We start from the raw sequence: 14,275 nt of genomic DNA on the forward strand, positions 1-14,275 counted from the left end.
GGAATTCAAATGGCTAAGTTTCAACCCAAGGTCGCTGACGAAGGTCGTGACGACGGTTTAAAAGAAAAGATGATCCAGGTGAACCGCGTGACCAAAGTGGTCAAGGGCGGTCGGATCATGGGTTTCGCCGCGTTGACCGTGGTCGGTGATGGCGACGGCAAAGTCGGCATGGGCAAAGGCAAGGCGCGTGAAGTGCCATTGGCCGTGTCCAAGGCGATGGAACAAGCTCGCCGCAACATGGTCAAGGTCAACCTGAAGAATGGTTCGGTCTACCACACGGTGTTCGGCGAACACGGCGCGGCTCGCGTCATGTTGGCTCCCGCGCCTGCTGGTACCGGCATCATCGCTGGTGGCCCCATGCGTGCTGTGTTCGAGATGATGGGTGTGACCGACATCGTGGCCAAGAGCTTCGGTTCGAGCAACCCTTACAACATGGTTCGCGCCACGTTTGACGCCTTGAACAAGTCGACCACCCCGGCCAATGTCGCTGCAAAGCGTGGCCTGTCGGTTGAAGACATCTTCAACTGATCGCCGGAGAACTGTCATGAGCGAAAAGAAAACAGTCACAGTCAAGCTGGTTCGCAGCGTCATCGGTACCCGTCAGGATCACCGTGACACCGTGCGCGGCTTGGGTCTGCGTCGCTTGAACAGCACCGCTGTTCTTGAGGACACCGCTGCCGTTCGCGGCATGATCAACAAGGTCAGCTATCTGATTCAGGTGATCTAATGGAACTCAATACCATCAAGCCCGCCTCGGGTTCGAAGCATTCCAAGCGCCGTGTCGGCCGCGGGATCGGTTCGGGTCTGGGCAAGACCGCAGGTCGCGGTCACAAAGGTCAAAAGTCGCGTTCGGGTGGCTACCACAAGGTTGGTTTCGAAGGCGGTCAAATGCCTTTGCAACGTCGCCTGCCCAAGCGCGGTTTCAAGTCGCATCTGCTGAAGTACAACGCGCAGATCACTTTGACCGATCTGGAACTGCTGAGCGTCGGCGAAGTTGACATCCTCACCCTGAAGCAAGCCGGTCTGGTGCCGCAAATTGCCAAGGTCGTGAAGGTGATCAAGACTGGCGAACTCACCAAGAAGGTGTCCCTCAAGGGCATCGGCGCGACTGCAGCTGCAAAGGTGGCCATCGAGGCTGCTGGTGGCGCGATCGCCGAGTGATGTTGGCTGACTGAACGGATTCAAGCGTGGCGACTTCTCCCAATCAACTGGCTCAAAGCGGAAAATTCGGCGACCTTCAACGTCGTCTGGTTTTCCTGCTGCTGGCGCTGGTCGTTTACCGCATCGGGGCGCACATCCCCGTGCCTGGTATCGACCCGGCCCAGTTGCAACAGTTGTTCAAGGGCCAGCAAGGCGGCATCCTGAGTCTGTTCAACATGTTTTCGGGCGGTGCGTTGTCGCGCTTCACCGTCTTTGCGCTGGGCATCATGCCCTACATCTCGGCGTCCATCATCATGCAGATGATGGGCTACGTGGTGCCCGCCCTCGAAGCCTTGAAAAAGGAAGGCGAGGCTGGTCGGCGCAAGACGACGCAGTACACACGCTACGCCACCCTTGGTTTGGCCTTGTTCCAGTCTTTCGGCATTGCCGTGGCTTTGGAAGGAACCGCTGGCCTGGTCATCAGTCCAGGCATGGGGTTCCGTTTCACCACGATGATGAGTCTGACAGCAGGCACGATGTTCCTGATGTGGCTGGGTGAGCAGATCACCGAGCGCGGTCTGGGCAACGGTATCTCGATACTGATTTTTGGCGGTATCGCTGCAGGCTTGCCTGGCGCCATCGCTGGTTTGTTCGGATTGGTTGGCAACGGTGCGATGAGCATCCCTGCGGCGATCTTCATCGTGCTGCTGATCGTCCTGGTGACTTATTTCGTGGTTTTCGTTGAACGTGGTCAACGCAAGATCCTGGTGAACTACGCCAAGCGTCAAGTCGGCAATCGCGTTTACGGTGGACAGTCGTCGCACCTGCCGTTGAAGGTCAACATGGCCGGTGTGATTCCACCGATTTTCGCTTCGTCGATCATCTTGCTGCCCACCACGGCAGTGGGTTGGTTCGCCACTGGTGAAAGCATGCGTTGGTTGAAGGACCTGGCTGGCATGTTGTCACCTGGTCAACCGATCTACGTGATTTTGTATTCTGTCGCCATCGTCTTCTTCTGCTTCTTCTACACGGCCCTGGTGTTCAACAGCCGTGAAACTGCAGACAACCTGAAGAAGAGTGGTGCATTCATTCCCGGTATCCGCCCGGGTGATCAAACGGCGCGTTACATCGACAAGATTCTTGCGCGTTTGACCCTGGTGGGTGCGGTTTACATCACGGCCGTGTGCCTGTTGCCCGAGTTCCTCGTGCTCAAGTACAACGTCCCTTTCTACTTCGGCGGGACCTCGCTCTTGATCATCGTGGTGGTCACGATGGACTTCTGGGCCCAGGTTCAGTCTTATCTGATGTCTCAGCAGTATGAATCGCTGCTGAAAAAGGCAAACTTTAAATCGAGCTGATCGCGGTGACGCAGGTCAATGCAACTTAGGAAAACATGTCGAAAGACGACGTCATCCAGATGCAGGGTGAAATTCTGGAAAATCTCCCGAATGCCACCTTTCGCGTGAAGCTTGAGAACGGGCACGTGGTTCTCGGTCACATTTCCGGCAAAATGCGCATGCACTACATCCGCATCCTGCCAGGCGATAAAGTGACCGTGGAGCTCACGCCCTATGATTTGAGTCGTGCTCGCATCGTATTCCGGGCGAAGTGAGTTGAGTTTTTGTTGACCCCGGAAACGTGGGCGAATTTCCGTTGAGTTTCAACGGTCCAGGAGAAGATCATGAAAGTTTCGGCTTCCGTCAAAGTGATGTGCCGCAATTGCAAAATCATCCGTCGCAAGGGTGTGGTTCGTGTGATTTGCACGGATCCCCGCCACAAGCAACGCCAGGGTTGATCCTGGTTTAGCGACGACACACGCCTTCAGAGGACAGTTATGGCACGTATTGCTGGCATCAACATTCCGCCGCATAAGCACACCGAAATCGGTTTGACTTCTATTTACGGCATCGGTCGCACCACTGCGCAGAAAATCTGCACGGTGAGCGGCATCCCGTTCAACAAGAAGATCAAAGACCTGACGGACGGCGATTTGGAAAAAATCCGGGACGAAGTGGCAAAGATCACCATTGAAGGTGACCTGCGTCGCGAAATCTCGATCAACATCAAGCGTTTGATGGACTTGGGCTGCTACCGCGGCTTCCGTCACCGTCGTGGCTTGCCCATGCGCGGTCAACGCACCCGCACCAATGCACGTACCCGCAAGGGCCCGCGCAAGTCGATCGCTGGTAAGAAGTGATCGTCTGGGTGTCGCCGTTCATTAAGATGAGAGAAGATAACCATGGCTAAAGCACCTGCCAACACGGCAGCACGTCGTGTGAGCAAGAAGGTCCGCAAGAACATCGCGGACGGCATCGCTCACGTGCATGCGTCGTTCAACAACACGATCATCACGATCACCGACCGCCAAGGTAATTCCCTGGCGTGGGCGTCGAGTGGTGGTCAGGGTTTCAAGGGCTCGCGCAAGTCCACTCCTTTCGCTGCCCAGGTGGCCGCTGAAGTGGCTGGTCGTGCTGCCCAAGAACAAGGCATCAAGAACCTGGACGTCGAGATCAAGGGCCCCGGTCCTGGTCGCGAATCCTCGGTCCGCGCTTTGGCCGCTCTCGGCATCCGGATCAACATGATCTCTGACGTGACGCCAGTGCCCCACAACGGCTGCCGTCCTCAGAAGCGTCGTCGTATCTGATGTGACATCGGGCCTCGTGCGTGTCCTGTTCACAGGGCGCGGCCGAGGTCTCATTGTTTGGGGCGTTCACCCCAAGCAATGTTGCAGAAAATGCTCAATGAAACTGTTCGCAGCTTCTTGAGTATTTTTTTGCAACTGTTATACTCGCGAGTTCTCTGCACCTGACTGGGTGCGCTTTGTGTTGGTGGGCCATCAAGGTCCTTGGCACGTAGGCGTGCGCAGGCAGGTTATCGAAGCCCACCGTCTGAGCGATTCGAACAATATCCGCCAGACTCGCGTCGGCCATTGATGGACTTCCGGTCCTCAAACTGACGTCAGACAGACCCCAAGGAAAAGCACGTGGCACGTTACCTCGGACCCAAGGCCAAACTGGCCCGCCGTGAAGGCACCGACCTGTTTTTGAAGAGCGCTCGTCGCCCCATCAGCGACAAGGCTAAATTCGACACCAAACCCGGCCAACACGGCCGCACGTCTGGTTCGCGCACCTCGGACTTCGGTCTGCAACTGCGCGAAAAGCAAAAAGTCAAGCGCATGTACGGCGTGCTGGAGCGTCAGTTCCGCCGCTACTTCGCCGAAGCCGATCGCCGCAAGGGCAACACGGGCTCGAACCTGTTGTTCCTGCTGGAATCGCGCCTGGACAATGTCGTTTACCGCATGGGCTTTGCCTCCACCCGCGCCGAAGCACGTCAATTGACGTCGCACAAGGGTGTGACCGTGAACGGTCAAGTGGTGAACATTCCCTCGTACAACGTGAAGACCGGCGATGTGGTGGGCGTGCGCGAAAAAGCCAAGAAGCAGGTTCGCGTTCTGGAGGCACTGAAGCTGGCCGAGTCCATCGGCATGCCAGCTTGGGTGCAAGTGGACAACACCAAGCTGGAAGGTGTTTTCAAGAAGACCCCGGACCGCGATGAATTCGGCGCCGACATCAACGAATCGTTGATCGTCGAACTGTATTCGCGTTGATTCGCACATCAGCTGCGCTTCACGGCCTTGGGTCGTGTCGCGCGGCTTTGTGCGTTTTGTTTTCAAGACCGGAGCATGTTGCTCCGGTTGGTCCAGCAGCCTTATCGGTGTAACGAGCCGAGGGTATTGACAGGAAGAGCTCATGCAAACCAATTTGCTGAAACCCAAAGCCATTCAGGTGGAGCCCTTGGGCGGCCACCGTGCCAAAGTGACCCTCGAGCCGTTCGAGCGTGGCTATGGCCATACCCTGGGCAACGCCTTGCGCCGCGTCCTGTTGTCTTCAATGGTGGGTTTTGCTCCAACAGAAGTGACCATCGCGGGCGTGCTGCACGAGTACTCGACCGTTGACGGCGTTCAAGAAGACGTCGTTCACATCATGTTGAACCTCAAGGGCGTGGTCTTCCGTCTGCACAACCGCGACGAAGTGACCCTGGTGCTGCGCAAGGACGGCGAAGGCCCTGTCACCGCTGCTGACATCCAGACCCCCCACGACGTTGAGATCGTCAACCCCAACCACGTGATCGCTCACCTGTCGCACGGCGGCAAGCTGGACATGCAGATCAAGGTGGAAAAGGGCCGTGGCTATGTGCCTGGCAACATCCGCCGCTATGGCGACGAAAGCACCAAGGCCATCGGCCGCATTGTGCTGGACGCGTCGTTCTCGCCGGTTCGCCGCGTGAGCTACACGGTCGAAAGCGCCCGTGTTGAACAGCGTACCGACCTGGACAAGCTGGTCATGGAAATCGAAACCAATGGCGCCATTTCGCCCGAGGAAGCGATCCGTGCTTCGGCCAAGATCCTGGTGGAGCAGCTCGCGGTGTTCGCGCAACTGGAAGGCAGCGAGATCGCCGCGTTCGATGCGCCCGCCAAGTCGGCTCAGAACTTCGATCCGATCCTGCTGCGCCCTGTCGACGAGCTGGAGCTGACCGTGCGTTCGGCCAACTGCCTGAAGGCCGAAAACATCTACTACATCGGCGATCTGATCCAGCGCACCGAGACCGAGCTGCTCAAGACCCCGAATCTGGGTCGCAAGTCGCTGAACGAAATCAAGGAAGTCCTGGCTTCGCGTGGTCTGGCTCTGGGTTCGCGCCTGGAAAGCTGGCCTCCCCAAGGTCTCGACAAGCGTTGATTGATTGAAGAAGAAATGGGTGGTGAGTCTGGCACCAGACCGCTGCCCGGTGCACCCGGCGGTACCTTGAACCGGCCGCCGGTTTTTATAAAGTAAGAAAGGAAAGCACCATGCGTCACGGACACGGACTCCGTAAACTGAACCGCACCTCGTCACACCGTTTGGCGATGCTGCGCAACATGGCCAACTCGCTGATCCAGCACGAGGCCATCAAGACCACCGTCCCCAAGGCCAAGGAATTGCGCCGCGTGGTCGAGCCCCTGATCACCCTGGCCAAGAACCCTACCTTGGCAAACAAGCGCCTGGCGTTTGACCGCCTGCGCGACCGCGACAATGTGGTCAAACTGTTCAACGTGCTGGGCCCTCGTTTCGCTGCGCGTCCCGGTGGTTACACCCGGATCCTGAAAATGGGCTTCCGCGTGGGCGACAACGCCCCCATGGCTTACGTTGAGCTGGTTGAGCGCACTGAAGCAGCCGATGCGGTTGCCGACGACCAAGGCAATAACGCGTAAGCATTTGCCACCAAACGCCGTTCACGCGGCGGTTGCAAACAAAGGGCCGGCATTGCTGGCCCTTTTGCATTCCGGGCGCATGACCCGTTTGGTAAGCACGCATTGCCTTCTGTCGGTGCATGTTGGAGCCAGTGGTGCACGATCTGCACAAAAAGCGTGACAAATATAAAAAGCGTGCTATAGTCTAATTCTCTGTCGCGGGGTGGAGCAGTCTGGTAGCTCGTTGGGCTCATAACCCAAAGGTCGTAGGTTCAAATCCTGCCCCCGCAACCAAAATAAGAAGCAAAAGCCGACCCAAGGGTCGGCTTTTGTCTTTGTGGCTTCATGCGCCGGGCAGGGTGCAGCCCGAGCCAAATCAAACGCCGCGCGATTACAATCGAAGGTTTTCCGGCGGTGGCACCATGCCTGGTGTCGCAGGGCTGGCTGCAAAACGAATAATTTAGACAATTCCCCGAAAGGACTTCCCATGTCGATGGACGATCGCGACGGCAAAATCTGGATGGATGGCCAGATGGTGGAGTGGCGCGATGCCAAGATCCATGTGTTGACCCACACCCTGCACTACGGCTGCGGCGTGTTCGAAGGCGTGCGTGCCTACAACACCACCCAAGGGCCGGCGATCTTCCGCATTCGGGAGCACACCGAGCGCTTGTTCAACAGCGCCAAGATCCTGCGCATGAAGATCCCCTTCAGCTTCGACGAGGTGGTCAAGGCGCAATTGGACGTGGTCCGCGAGAACAAGCTGGAGAGCTGCTACCTGCGTCCGCTGGCATGGCTGGGGTCCGAGAAGATGGGCGTGAGCCCTAAGGGTGCCAAGGTACACCTGATGGTGGCAGCCTGGCCTTGGGGTGCTTATTTGGGCGAGGATGGTCTCAAGCGCGGCATCCGCGTCAAAACTTCCAGCTACACGCGCCACCACGTCAACATCACGATGACGCAGGCCAAGGCGGTGAGCAACTACACCAACTCGATCCTGGCCAATCTGGAAGTCACCGACGAGGGCTACGACGAGGCCCTGCTGCTCGACTCGAGCGGCTTTGTCAGCGAAGGCGCCGGTGAGAACATCTTCATTGTGAAGAACGGCAAGCTGTACACGCCCGACCTGTCGGCCGGCGCGCTCAATGGCATCACCCGCAACACGATCTTCGCGATTTGCCAGGACCTGGGTCTGGAAATTCGCGAGAAGCGCATCACGCGCGACGAGGTCTACATCTGCGACGAGGCCTTCTTCACGGGCACCGCCGCCGAAGTGACGCCCATCCGCGAACTGGACCGCATCGAGATCGGTGAGGGCTCGCGTGGGCCCATCACCGAGAAAATCCAGAGCGCGTTCTTCGACATTGTCAACGGCCGCAACCCCAAGTACGCCGAGTGGCTGACCAAGGTCTGAGGAGCAACACGCCATGAGCACGACTGCACAAGCCCAAGCCTTGGTTGAGGTGACCGCGCATGAGTTGCAAGGCCCGGGGGTGGTGTTCTGCCCCAACCCCAAGATGCCTTTGTGGAGCAACCACCCCCGTGTCTACATTGATGTGGTCACGGCGGCAGCCGAAGGTGGACGGTGCCCCTATTGCGGCACGGTCTACAAGCTTAAAGCCGGTGAGAAAGTTGGCCACGGCCATTGATCGACCGCGCCAGCGCTGACTTCTGGGTTGCTCTGGCCCGCGGAGATGGTCGGCCTGTCGGAGCGCCCGTGCGCTGCTGGCTTGCGGCCCAAGGGCCCTGGATGGAGCGGGGTTGAAGTTCTGCGCTGACCGCTCACGTTGTGCAGACCTCTTGCAAAATGTCCCTGGCTTGAGGCTGTGCCTCCTGTTTGGATGCTGCATTCTGGGAATGCTTTCACCCAGACCGGTGGCCGCCCCCTACAATCCCGGCCATCATGAATATCAAGCGCGAATTCGTCCTGACCCTGTCGTGCCGCGACACGAAGGGCATCGTCCATGCCGTGGCCGGCCTGCTTTACCAGGCCGGGTGCAACATCATCGACTCGCAGCAATTTGGCGATGTGCAGAACGAAGACAGCACGGGTCTGTTCTTCATGCGCGTGCATTTCGAGGCGCCCGAGCACTTGGCGGATGAAGCCACGTTGGCCAACCTGTTTGGCCATGTGCGCGAGCAATTCGCGATGACGGCGACGATTCGCGTGCAGTCGCGCAAACCACGCGTGATGATCATGGTCAGCAAACATGGGCACTGCCTGAATGATTTGCTGTTCAGGTGGAAGTCTGGGCAGTTGCCGGTGGAGATCCCAACCATCGTGTCGAACCACCCCGACTATGCCGAGCTGGCCGCCAGCTATGGCATTGCGTTTCACCACCTGCCATTGCCCACCGGGGCGGGCCCCGAGGTGAAACGCGCCCAAGAGCAACAGGTGGAGGCGCTGGTCGAACAAGAGGGCGTTGACCTGGTGGTGCTGGCGCGCTACATGCAAATCCTGAGCCCCGAGTTCTGCGCCTTCCTCAAGGGGCGGGCCATCAACATCCACCACAGCTTTTTACCCAGCTTCAAAGGGGCCAAGCCCTACTATCAGGCGCATGATCGGGGTGTGAAGCTGATCGGGGCAACGGCGCATTACGTGACGGCGGATCTGGACGAGGGTCCGATCATCGAGCAGGATGTGGAACGTGTGGACCACACCTTGAGCCCCGAGGATTTCACCGCCGTTGGCCGAGATGTGGAATGCGTGGTGTTGGCGCGTGCCGTGAAGTGGCATGTGGAGCACCGGGTGCTGATGAATGGCCACAAGACGGTGGTGTTTCGTTGAGCCCTGAATCGTTGTGTTCAACCCTGTTTGACGCTTGACAACCATGAGTGATCCCCGTGCCCGCAAAGCTTCTCAGGCCGCGCTCATGGCGTCGGCGGACGACACGGAAGCCACCTTTTACGAGGCCTTGCAGCAAGGCGACCTGGAACGTTTGATGTCGGTGTGGTCCGACGATGACGAAATCGCTTGTGTGCACCCGGGAGGGCCCCGCGTGGTGGGCGAGGTGGCCATCCGTGGCACCTTCGAAGCCATCTTCGCGAATGGCCCTGTGCAAGTCAGCTTGCAGCAGGTGCGGCGCCTTGAAAGCGACCATTGCGAAGTCCACCACGTGCTGGAAAAAGTGCAGGCCTTGACCCCGGAGGGCTTGCAAACCGCCTTTGTTCTGGCCACGAATGTGTACATGCGGACCACGTTGGGGTGGCGCATGGTCTTGCACCATGCCAGCCCGGGTCAGGCCCACGAGCTGCAGGAGCTGGCCGAGCCGGCTGCCACCTTGCATTGACCCGGGTCAGCAACACCATGCAGTCATACAGGGCGCCGCGTTGGTTGGCAGGGCAAGGCAGTTGGGGCGGCAATGTGCAGACCATCTGGCCCGCGCTGTTTTCGCGGCCACACACCAGCCCGACACCCTCGAATGTGCCTTACCAAAGGCAGCGCTGGGACACGCCCGACGGAGACTTCATCGATGTGGACTTGCTGCCCGCGCCCAGTGTTGGCGCTGAAGCCTCGCCCTTGCTGGTGCTGTTCCATGGGCTGGAAGGCTCATCGCGCAGCCACTATGCGCTGGCGTTTGCCCATTGGGCCCGGGCGCGGGGCTGGTCATACGCGGTGCCGCATTTCAGGGGATGCTCTGGCGAGTTAAACCTGGGGCCGCGTTCTTACCATTCGGGTGATTTCGTGGAGATCGACTGGATCTTGCGGCGCCTGCTGGCCACCCATGGTGCCCCGATGGTGGCTGTGGGCATTTCGATGGGCGGCAATGCCTTGCTGCGGTGGGCCCAGGAGTCGGGCACGGAAGCCGTGAAAGTGGCCAAGGCGGTGGCGGCGGTGTCGTCCCCCCTGGACCTGGCGGCCGCGGGCGAGGCCATTGGGCGAGGTTTCAACCGGCAGGTTTACACACGCATGTTCCTCAACTCGATGAAGCCCAAAGCCATGGCCAAGCTGGCGCAGTTTCCGGGCTTGTTCGATGAGCAGGCCCTTCGGGCGTCTCGGGATCTGTTCGAGTTCGACAATGTGTTCACGGCGCCTTTGCACGGTTTCACGGGGACGCCGGACTATTGGGCACGGTGCTCTGCTCAGCCGCGTTTGAAGTTGATCACAGGCGTGCCTGCCCTGGTGCTCAATGCCCGCAATGATCCTTTCATCCCCGGCGCCAGCTTGCCGCGGCCCGATGAGGTGGGCAAATGGGTGACTTTGTGGCAGCCTCAAGAGGGAGGCCATGTGGGCTTTCCGGCTGGGCCCATGCCCGGCCACGTGACCACCTTGCCCGAGGCTGTCGGGCCCTGGCTGGCGCAGCATCTTTGACCGACCAACAGGGGATCGCATGGACGACATCGTCAAGGCCGCTTTGAAGAAATGGCCCAATGTGCCCAACTGCCACGGCTGGCTGGGTCTGGATGCCCGGGGTGACTGGTACATGCGCGATGACCAGGCCCAGGCGGCCGGGCCATTTCCGCAAGTCAAGGGCAGCCGCATCACGCATGGCAAGTTGATCGACTTCATCAACCGCAATTACGAGGCCGACGAGCACGGGGCCTGGTTCTTCCAGAATGGCCCGCAGCGGGTGTATCTGGAGCTGGAGGCCGCGCCTTGGGTGCTGGGCGTGCAGCGCGAGGGCGAGTCGTTCAAGGTGGACACGCACACTCGCCAGGTGGTCAGCGAGGTGCGCGGTGCCTGGTTGGACGAGCAGGGGCGCCTGTTCCTGGAAACGGAGCTGGGGTTGGGGGTGGTGCGCTCGATGGACATGGACGCGGCGGCCAGCGCGGTCGAGGCCGGGGTGTGGGATCCGCAGGACATCGCGTTCGCGGAGTTGCCGCAACGGTTTGCCTATTGCTTGCACCCTCGGCCGGCTGCAGCCGCTCAGGCATGAAAAAAGCCGGCTACAGGGCCGGCTTTTTGATGGGAGCCACGCTTGGCGTGCTTTTTACTTACTTGGCGTCGCTGGCTGGTGCGGATGCTTCTGAGGCCGCGGCGGCAGGTGCCGCAGGTTCCGTGAATTTGGCACCGCCGGCATTGGCCAGGTAAGCCGCGGCACGGCTGACTTCCAGGTCGCTGAATTCGCCACCCGCTTGTGGCGGCATGGCGTTCTTGCCTTTCAGGGCCGACTGGATCAAAGAAGCCAGACCGGTGGCAATGCGTGGGCCCCAGGCCGCGGCATCGCCCAGCTTGGGCGCGCCCAGGGCGCCGGAGGCGTGGCAGGTGGCGCACTGGGCCTTGAAGACCTCTTCGCCAGAGCGTGGGCCTGCATTGGCCGAGACCATCTTGACCTCGACCGAGGCCACCGGTTTGATGCGTTGGGCCGTGGCCTGCTCGGACAGGGCATCGCTGCCCGAAGAGCCGGTGCCGCCAGACGCCACGAAGGACACCAACAGGATGATGATGATGACCGGCACGACAAAGGCCAGCCCCACGGCCACGGCCAGTTGCTTGGGCGTCTTGATCGGACCTTCGTGATCGTTGTCGTGAGAATTGGGCGCTTGGCTCATGGGATCCTCAGGGGCACTGTTATCGTGGGCGCAGGCCTTGCGGCTGCTGGACATGGCAGAAAATCCTGCCACAAAGGCCGGATTATAGGGGGGCTTGCCGTTGGGCCACTGTTAGAATCTGCCCCTGCGTTGCGCCCGTAGCTCAATGGATAGAGTACTGCCCTCCGAAGGCAGGGGTTGCTGGTTCGATCCCAGCCGGGCGCACCACCCGCTTCTCTGAATGACCAGTGTGTCTGGAGGAGAACATCGGGCGATTTGACGAGGTTTCTGCCCCGGTGTTGAAATCGTTCCCCTTCAATCAAATCAAGGGGAATGTCATGAAATCGGCACATCGGTTGCGCCCGCTCGGGCTGCTCGTGTCTTCGGTGTTGGTCGTTTCTTCTGGCCTGTTGGGGGCGAACGCCAGTGCGGCCGCCCCGGGCTATCGCTTTTTTGACTTGGGCACGTTGGGCGGCACTTACAGCTCCGCCGTGGACGTCAACAACGTGGGGGAGGTGCTGGGTGTCATCACCGCGGCAGGCAATCCCAGTACGCCGGTGACGGTGTGGAGCAATGGTGGTCTTGTCAGGTTGACCACGCCCTTTGGCGATGGCACAGCCGTCAGTATCAACGATGCCGGGCAGGTCGCCGGCAATGTCGGTGGCACGGTCACCGTGTGGACCGGCGGCACCGCGACCTTCCTGTACTCGTCGGCCAGGAGCAACTTCGCCACGGGCATCAACCAGTCGGGGCAGGTGGTGGGGTATGGCGCAGGCTCGTCGAGCGGCCCTCCGCAGGCCACGGTGTGGACCGGTGGCACAGCGAGCACGCTGGGTTCGCCCGATGTGGCCAGCTACGCTCACGGCATCAATGATGCGGGGCAGGTGGTGGGGTACGTCGAAGGGGCTGCCGGACCACAGGCCACTTTGTGGAGTGGGGGCAATACCATTGATCTGGGCACCTTGGGTGGGGCCGGCAGCGAGGCCCGCAGCATCAACAACGCTGGGCACATCGTGGGGCACAGTGACGTCGCCGGGCCTTCCGGGGCCGTTCACGCCACGTTGTGGAACGGGGCGTCCCCGATCGATCTGGGGACCTTGGGCGGGGTGGACAGCCGGGCCCTCGACATCAACGGCGCTGGCCTGGTGGTGGGGTTTAGCGAACTTGACCCTGCCTCCGACGAGACCCACGCGACCTTGTGGGACGGCACCAATGTGATCGACCTGGACACCTTCGCGACGGGCACGGACTGGACCTTGCTGAGGGCCAATGCCATCAACGCGCAGGGCTGGATCGTGGGCGACTCCTTCAATGCCGCGACAAATCACGCGCATGGTTACTTGCTGATCCCGGTGCCCGAACCGGAGAGCCTGGCCTTGGCGCTGGCCGGCCTGGCGATGCTGGGTCTGTGGGGGCGCCGACGGCCCGGCGTGAAGGCGGATTCGGCCCACCCCATCTGAGGGGCCTCGATATTTCGCCAAACCATCCGATATCCCTTTCATGTGGATGAAGGTGATGTGATGTCGAGCGAAGAAACCGAACGCGTGGCTGCGCTGCGCGCCCATGAAGTGCTGGACACGGCGCCCGAGGCTGAATTCGACGCCGTGGCCCGCCTGGCGGCCCGCTTGTGTGGCACCCCGCTGGCCTGGGTGGGCTTCGTGGACACAGGCCGCGTCTGGTGCAAAGCCAGCGTGGGCCTGGAAGACGCCGAGTGGCCTCGCGACCTGGACCTGAGCGCCAGCGAGCCCGGGCTGTGCTTTCAAGCCAGTGCCCCCATCGTCGACGCGCAGGGCCATGTGCTCGGCACCGTGGCGGTGGGCGACACGCAGGTGCGTTCTTGGTCCGAGGCGCAGCAAACCGCCTTGCAAGACTTGGCCTCCTTGGCCATGGCTTTGCTGCTGGGGCGCCAACATGCGCGCCAACTCAGTCACCTGGCCAAGACGGATCACCTCACGGGCGTGGCCAACCGCGCCCAGTTCGACCTGGCGCTGGACGTGGAGATGCGCCATTCCATGCGCACGGGTGAGCCGTTCACGGTGCTGTGCATGGACCTGGACGGCTTCAAGGAAATCGTCGATGGCTTTGGCCACGCGGCGGGCGATGCGGTGCTGTGCGAGGTGTCGCGCCGTTTGGGCCAGCAAGTGCGCCTGGGCGATGTGCTGGCCCGGCTGGGCAGCGATGAATTCGGTGTGGTGATGCGCCATGGCGCCCAGGATTCGGCCGAGGTGCTGGCCAAGCGCATCGTGCGATCGGTGTGCCAGCCCATCACCTTGCCCACGGGCGACGCGGTGGGGGTGGGCATATCGGTGGGCATCGCGGCTTACAACGACTCGGTGGAGTCGGTGAGGTCTTTGCTGGCGCAGGCTGATCAGGCGCTGTATGACGCCAAGAAGCAGAACGAGCGCCGCTGGAAGATGTTCGTCGGCGGGCGCTGAAGCG

Annotated in this window: 20 protein-coding genes and 2 tRNA genes; 21 read left to right on the forward strand and 1 reads right to left on the reverse strand. The window is 60.6% G+C overall.

All coding sequences use genetic code 11. The features are described 5' to 3' along the window. The first annotated feature begins 9 nt into the window (after window positions 1-9). The 18 genes from rpsE to LQ232_RS11445 all read left to right on the forward strand — a co-directional run bounded on the left by rpsE (window position 10) and on the right by LQ232_RS11445 (window position 11,241). A complete protein-coding gene (rpsE, locus tag LQ232_RS11360) occupies window positions 10-528 on the forward strand; it encodes a 30S ribosomal protein S5 (protein WP_230180429.1) in 519 nt (172 codons plus the stop codon). Between the two features lie 16 nt (window positions 529-544). Then, on the forward strand, window positions 545-727 hold the full coding sequence (gene rpmD, locus LQ232_RS11365; protein ID WP_230180430.1) for a 50S ribosomal protein L30: 183 nt from the start codon (window positions 545-547) through the stop codon (window positions 725-727). Beyond that, complete coding sequence (rplO, locus tag LQ232_RS11370; RefSeq protein WP_230180431.1) at window positions 727-1,161, forward strand: 50S ribosomal protein L15; 435 nt, start codon at window positions 727-729, stop codon at window positions 1,159-1,161. Before rpmD ends, rplO begins: the two co-directional genes overlap by 1 nt. A gap of 26 nt (window positions 1,162-1,187) precedes the next feature. After that, window positions 1,188-2,498, forward strand: a complete 1,311-nt coding sequence (gene secY / locus LQ232_RS11375; protein ID WP_230180432.1) for a preprotein translocase subunit SecY — start codon at window positions 1,188-1,190, stop codon at window positions 2,496-2,498. A 35-nt stretch (window positions 2,499-2,533) separates the two neighbouring features. Beyond that, the gene (infA, locus tag LQ232_RS11380; protein WP_011830996.1) at window positions 2,534-2,752 is read left to right on the forward strand and encodes a translation initiation factor IF-1; all 219 of its coding nucleotides are present in this window, start codon (window positions 2,534-2,536) and stop codon (window positions 2,750-2,752) included. A 69-nt stretch (window positions 2,753-2,821) separates the two neighbouring features. Next, complete coding sequence (rpmJ, locus tag LQ232_RS11385) at window positions 2,822-2,935, forward strand: 50S ribosomal protein L36 (protein ID WP_058086633.1); 114 nt, start codon at window positions 2,822-2,824, stop codon at window positions 2,933-2,935. A 39-nt stretch (window positions 2,936-2,974) separates the two neighbouring features. Then, window positions 2,975-3,337 (forward strand): 30S ribosomal protein S13, encoded by a 363-nt coding sequence (rpsM, locus tag LQ232_RS11390; RefSeq protein ID WP_230180433.1) that lies wholly within the window; start codon window positions 2,975-2,977, stop codon window positions 3,335-3,337. Window positions 3,338-3,379: 42 nt separating this feature from the next. Then, complete coding sequence (rpsK, locus tag LQ232_RS11395; protein WP_230180434.1) at window positions 3,380-3,784, forward strand: 30S ribosomal protein S11; 405 nt, start codon at window positions 3,380-3,382, stop codon at window positions 3,782-3,784. A gap of 339 nt (window positions 3,785-4,123) precedes the next feature. Then, window positions 4,124-4,747: a 30S ribosomal protein S4 gene (rpsD, locus tag LQ232_RS11400; protein ID WP_230180435.1), complete on the forward strand. Its 624-nt coding sequence runs from the start codon at window positions 4,124-4,126 to the stop codon at window positions 4,745-4,747. Between the two features lie 142 nt (window positions 4,748-4,889). Next, window positions 4,890-5,876, forward strand: coding sequence for a DNA-directed RNA polymerase subunit alpha (rpoA, locus tag LQ232_RS11405; RefSeq protein WP_230180436.1), 987 nt, complete (start codon window positions 4,890-4,892; stop codon window positions 5,874-5,876). A gap of 110 nt (window positions 5,877-5,986) precedes the next feature. Continuing rightward, window positions 5,987-6,388 (forward strand): 50S ribosomal protein L17, encoded by a 402-nt coding sequence (gene rplQ / locus LQ232_RS11410; protein ID WP_230180437.1) that lies wholly within the window; start codon window positions 5,987-5,989, stop codon window positions 6,386-6,388. 196 nt (window positions 6,389-6,584) lie between these two features. Continuing rightward, a tRNA-Met gene (locus LQ232_RS11415) sits at window positions 6,585-6,661 on the forward strand. A gap of 193 nt (window positions 6,662-6,854) precedes the next feature. Continuing rightward, window positions 6,855-7,778, forward strand: coding sequence for a branched-chain amino acid transaminase (locus LQ232_RS11420; protein ID WP_230180438.1), 924 nt, complete (start codon window positions 6,855-6,857; stop codon window positions 7,776-7,778). 13 nt (window positions 7,779-7,791) lie between these two features. Next, window positions 7,792-8,013 (forward strand): zinc-finger domain-containing protein, encoded by a 222-nt coding sequence (locus LQ232_RS11425; protein ID WP_230180439.1) that lies wholly within the window; start codon window positions 7,792-7,794, stop codon window positions 8,011-8,013. Between the two features lie 254 nt (window positions 8,014-8,267). Further along, entirely contained in the window at window positions 8,268-9,152 is an 885-nt protein-coding gene (gene purU / locus LQ232_RS11430) for a formyltetrahydrofolate deformylase (RefSeq protein WP_230180440.1), read from the forward strand. A gap of 43 nt (window positions 9,153-9,195) precedes the next feature. Next, window positions 9,196-9,654 (forward strand): nuclear transport factor 2 family protein, encoded by a 459-nt coding sequence (locus LQ232_RS11435; RefSeq protein ID WP_230180441.1) that lies wholly within the window; start codon window positions 9,196-9,198, stop codon window positions 9,652-9,654. A gap of 17 nt (window positions 9,655-9,671) precedes the next feature. Beyond that, complete coding sequence (locus LQ232_RS11440; protein WP_230180442.1) at window positions 9,672-10,676, forward strand: YheT family hydrolase; 1,005 nt, start codon at window positions 9,672-9,674, stop codon at window positions 10,674-10,676. Between the two features lie 19 nt (window positions 10,677-10,695). Next, the gene (locus tag LQ232_RS11445; RefSeq protein WP_230180443.1) at window positions 10,696-11,241 is read left to right on the forward strand and encodes a DUF2946 family protein; all 546 of its coding nucleotides are present in this window, start codon (window positions 10,696-10,698) and stop codon (window positions 11,239-11,241) included. Window positions 11,242-11,299: 58 nt separating this feature from the next. Here the strand turns inward: LQ232_RS11445 and LQ232_RS11450 are convergent, their stop codons facing one another. Further along, window positions 11,300-11,857 carry a cytochrome c5 family protein gene (locus LQ232_RS11450; protein WP_230180444.1) on the reverse strand — a complete coding sequence of 186 codons (558 nt, stop codon included), beginning with the start codon at window positions 11,855-11,857 and terminating at the stop codon, window positions 11,300-11,302. Between the two features lie 131 nt (window positions 11,858-11,988). On the opposite strand from LQ232_RS11450, the gene LQ232_RS11455 reads away from it, so the two are divergent. The 3 genes from LQ232_RS11455 (at window position 11,989) to LQ232_RS11465 (ending at window position 14,271) form a co-directional block, all read left to right on the forward strand. Beyond that, a tRNA-Arg gene (locus tag LQ232_RS11455) sits at window positions 11,989-12,064 on the forward strand. Between the two features lie 110 nt (window positions 12,065-12,174). Further along, window positions 12,175-13,296 (forward strand): PEP-CTERM sorting domain-containing protein, encoded by a 1,122-nt coding sequence (locus tag LQ232_RS11460; protein ID WP_230180445.1) that lies wholly within the window; start codon window positions 12,175-12,177, stop codon window positions 13,294-13,296. Window positions 13,297-13,356: 60 nt separating this feature from the next. Continuing rightward, window positions 13,357-14,271: a GGDEF domain-containing protein gene (locus LQ232_RS11465; protein ID WP_230180446.1), complete on the forward strand. Its 915-nt coding sequence runs from the start codon at window positions 13,357-13,359 to the stop codon at window positions 14,269-14,271. The last annotated feature ends 4 nt before the right edge of the window (window positions 14,272-14,275 follow it).

It is taken from the genome of Aquabacterium sp. CECT 9606 (assembly GCF_918741295.1).
In the GTDB taxonomy this organism is placed as follows: Bacteria; Pseudomonadota; Gammaproteobacteria; order Burkholderiales; family Burkholderiaceae_C; genus Aquabacterium.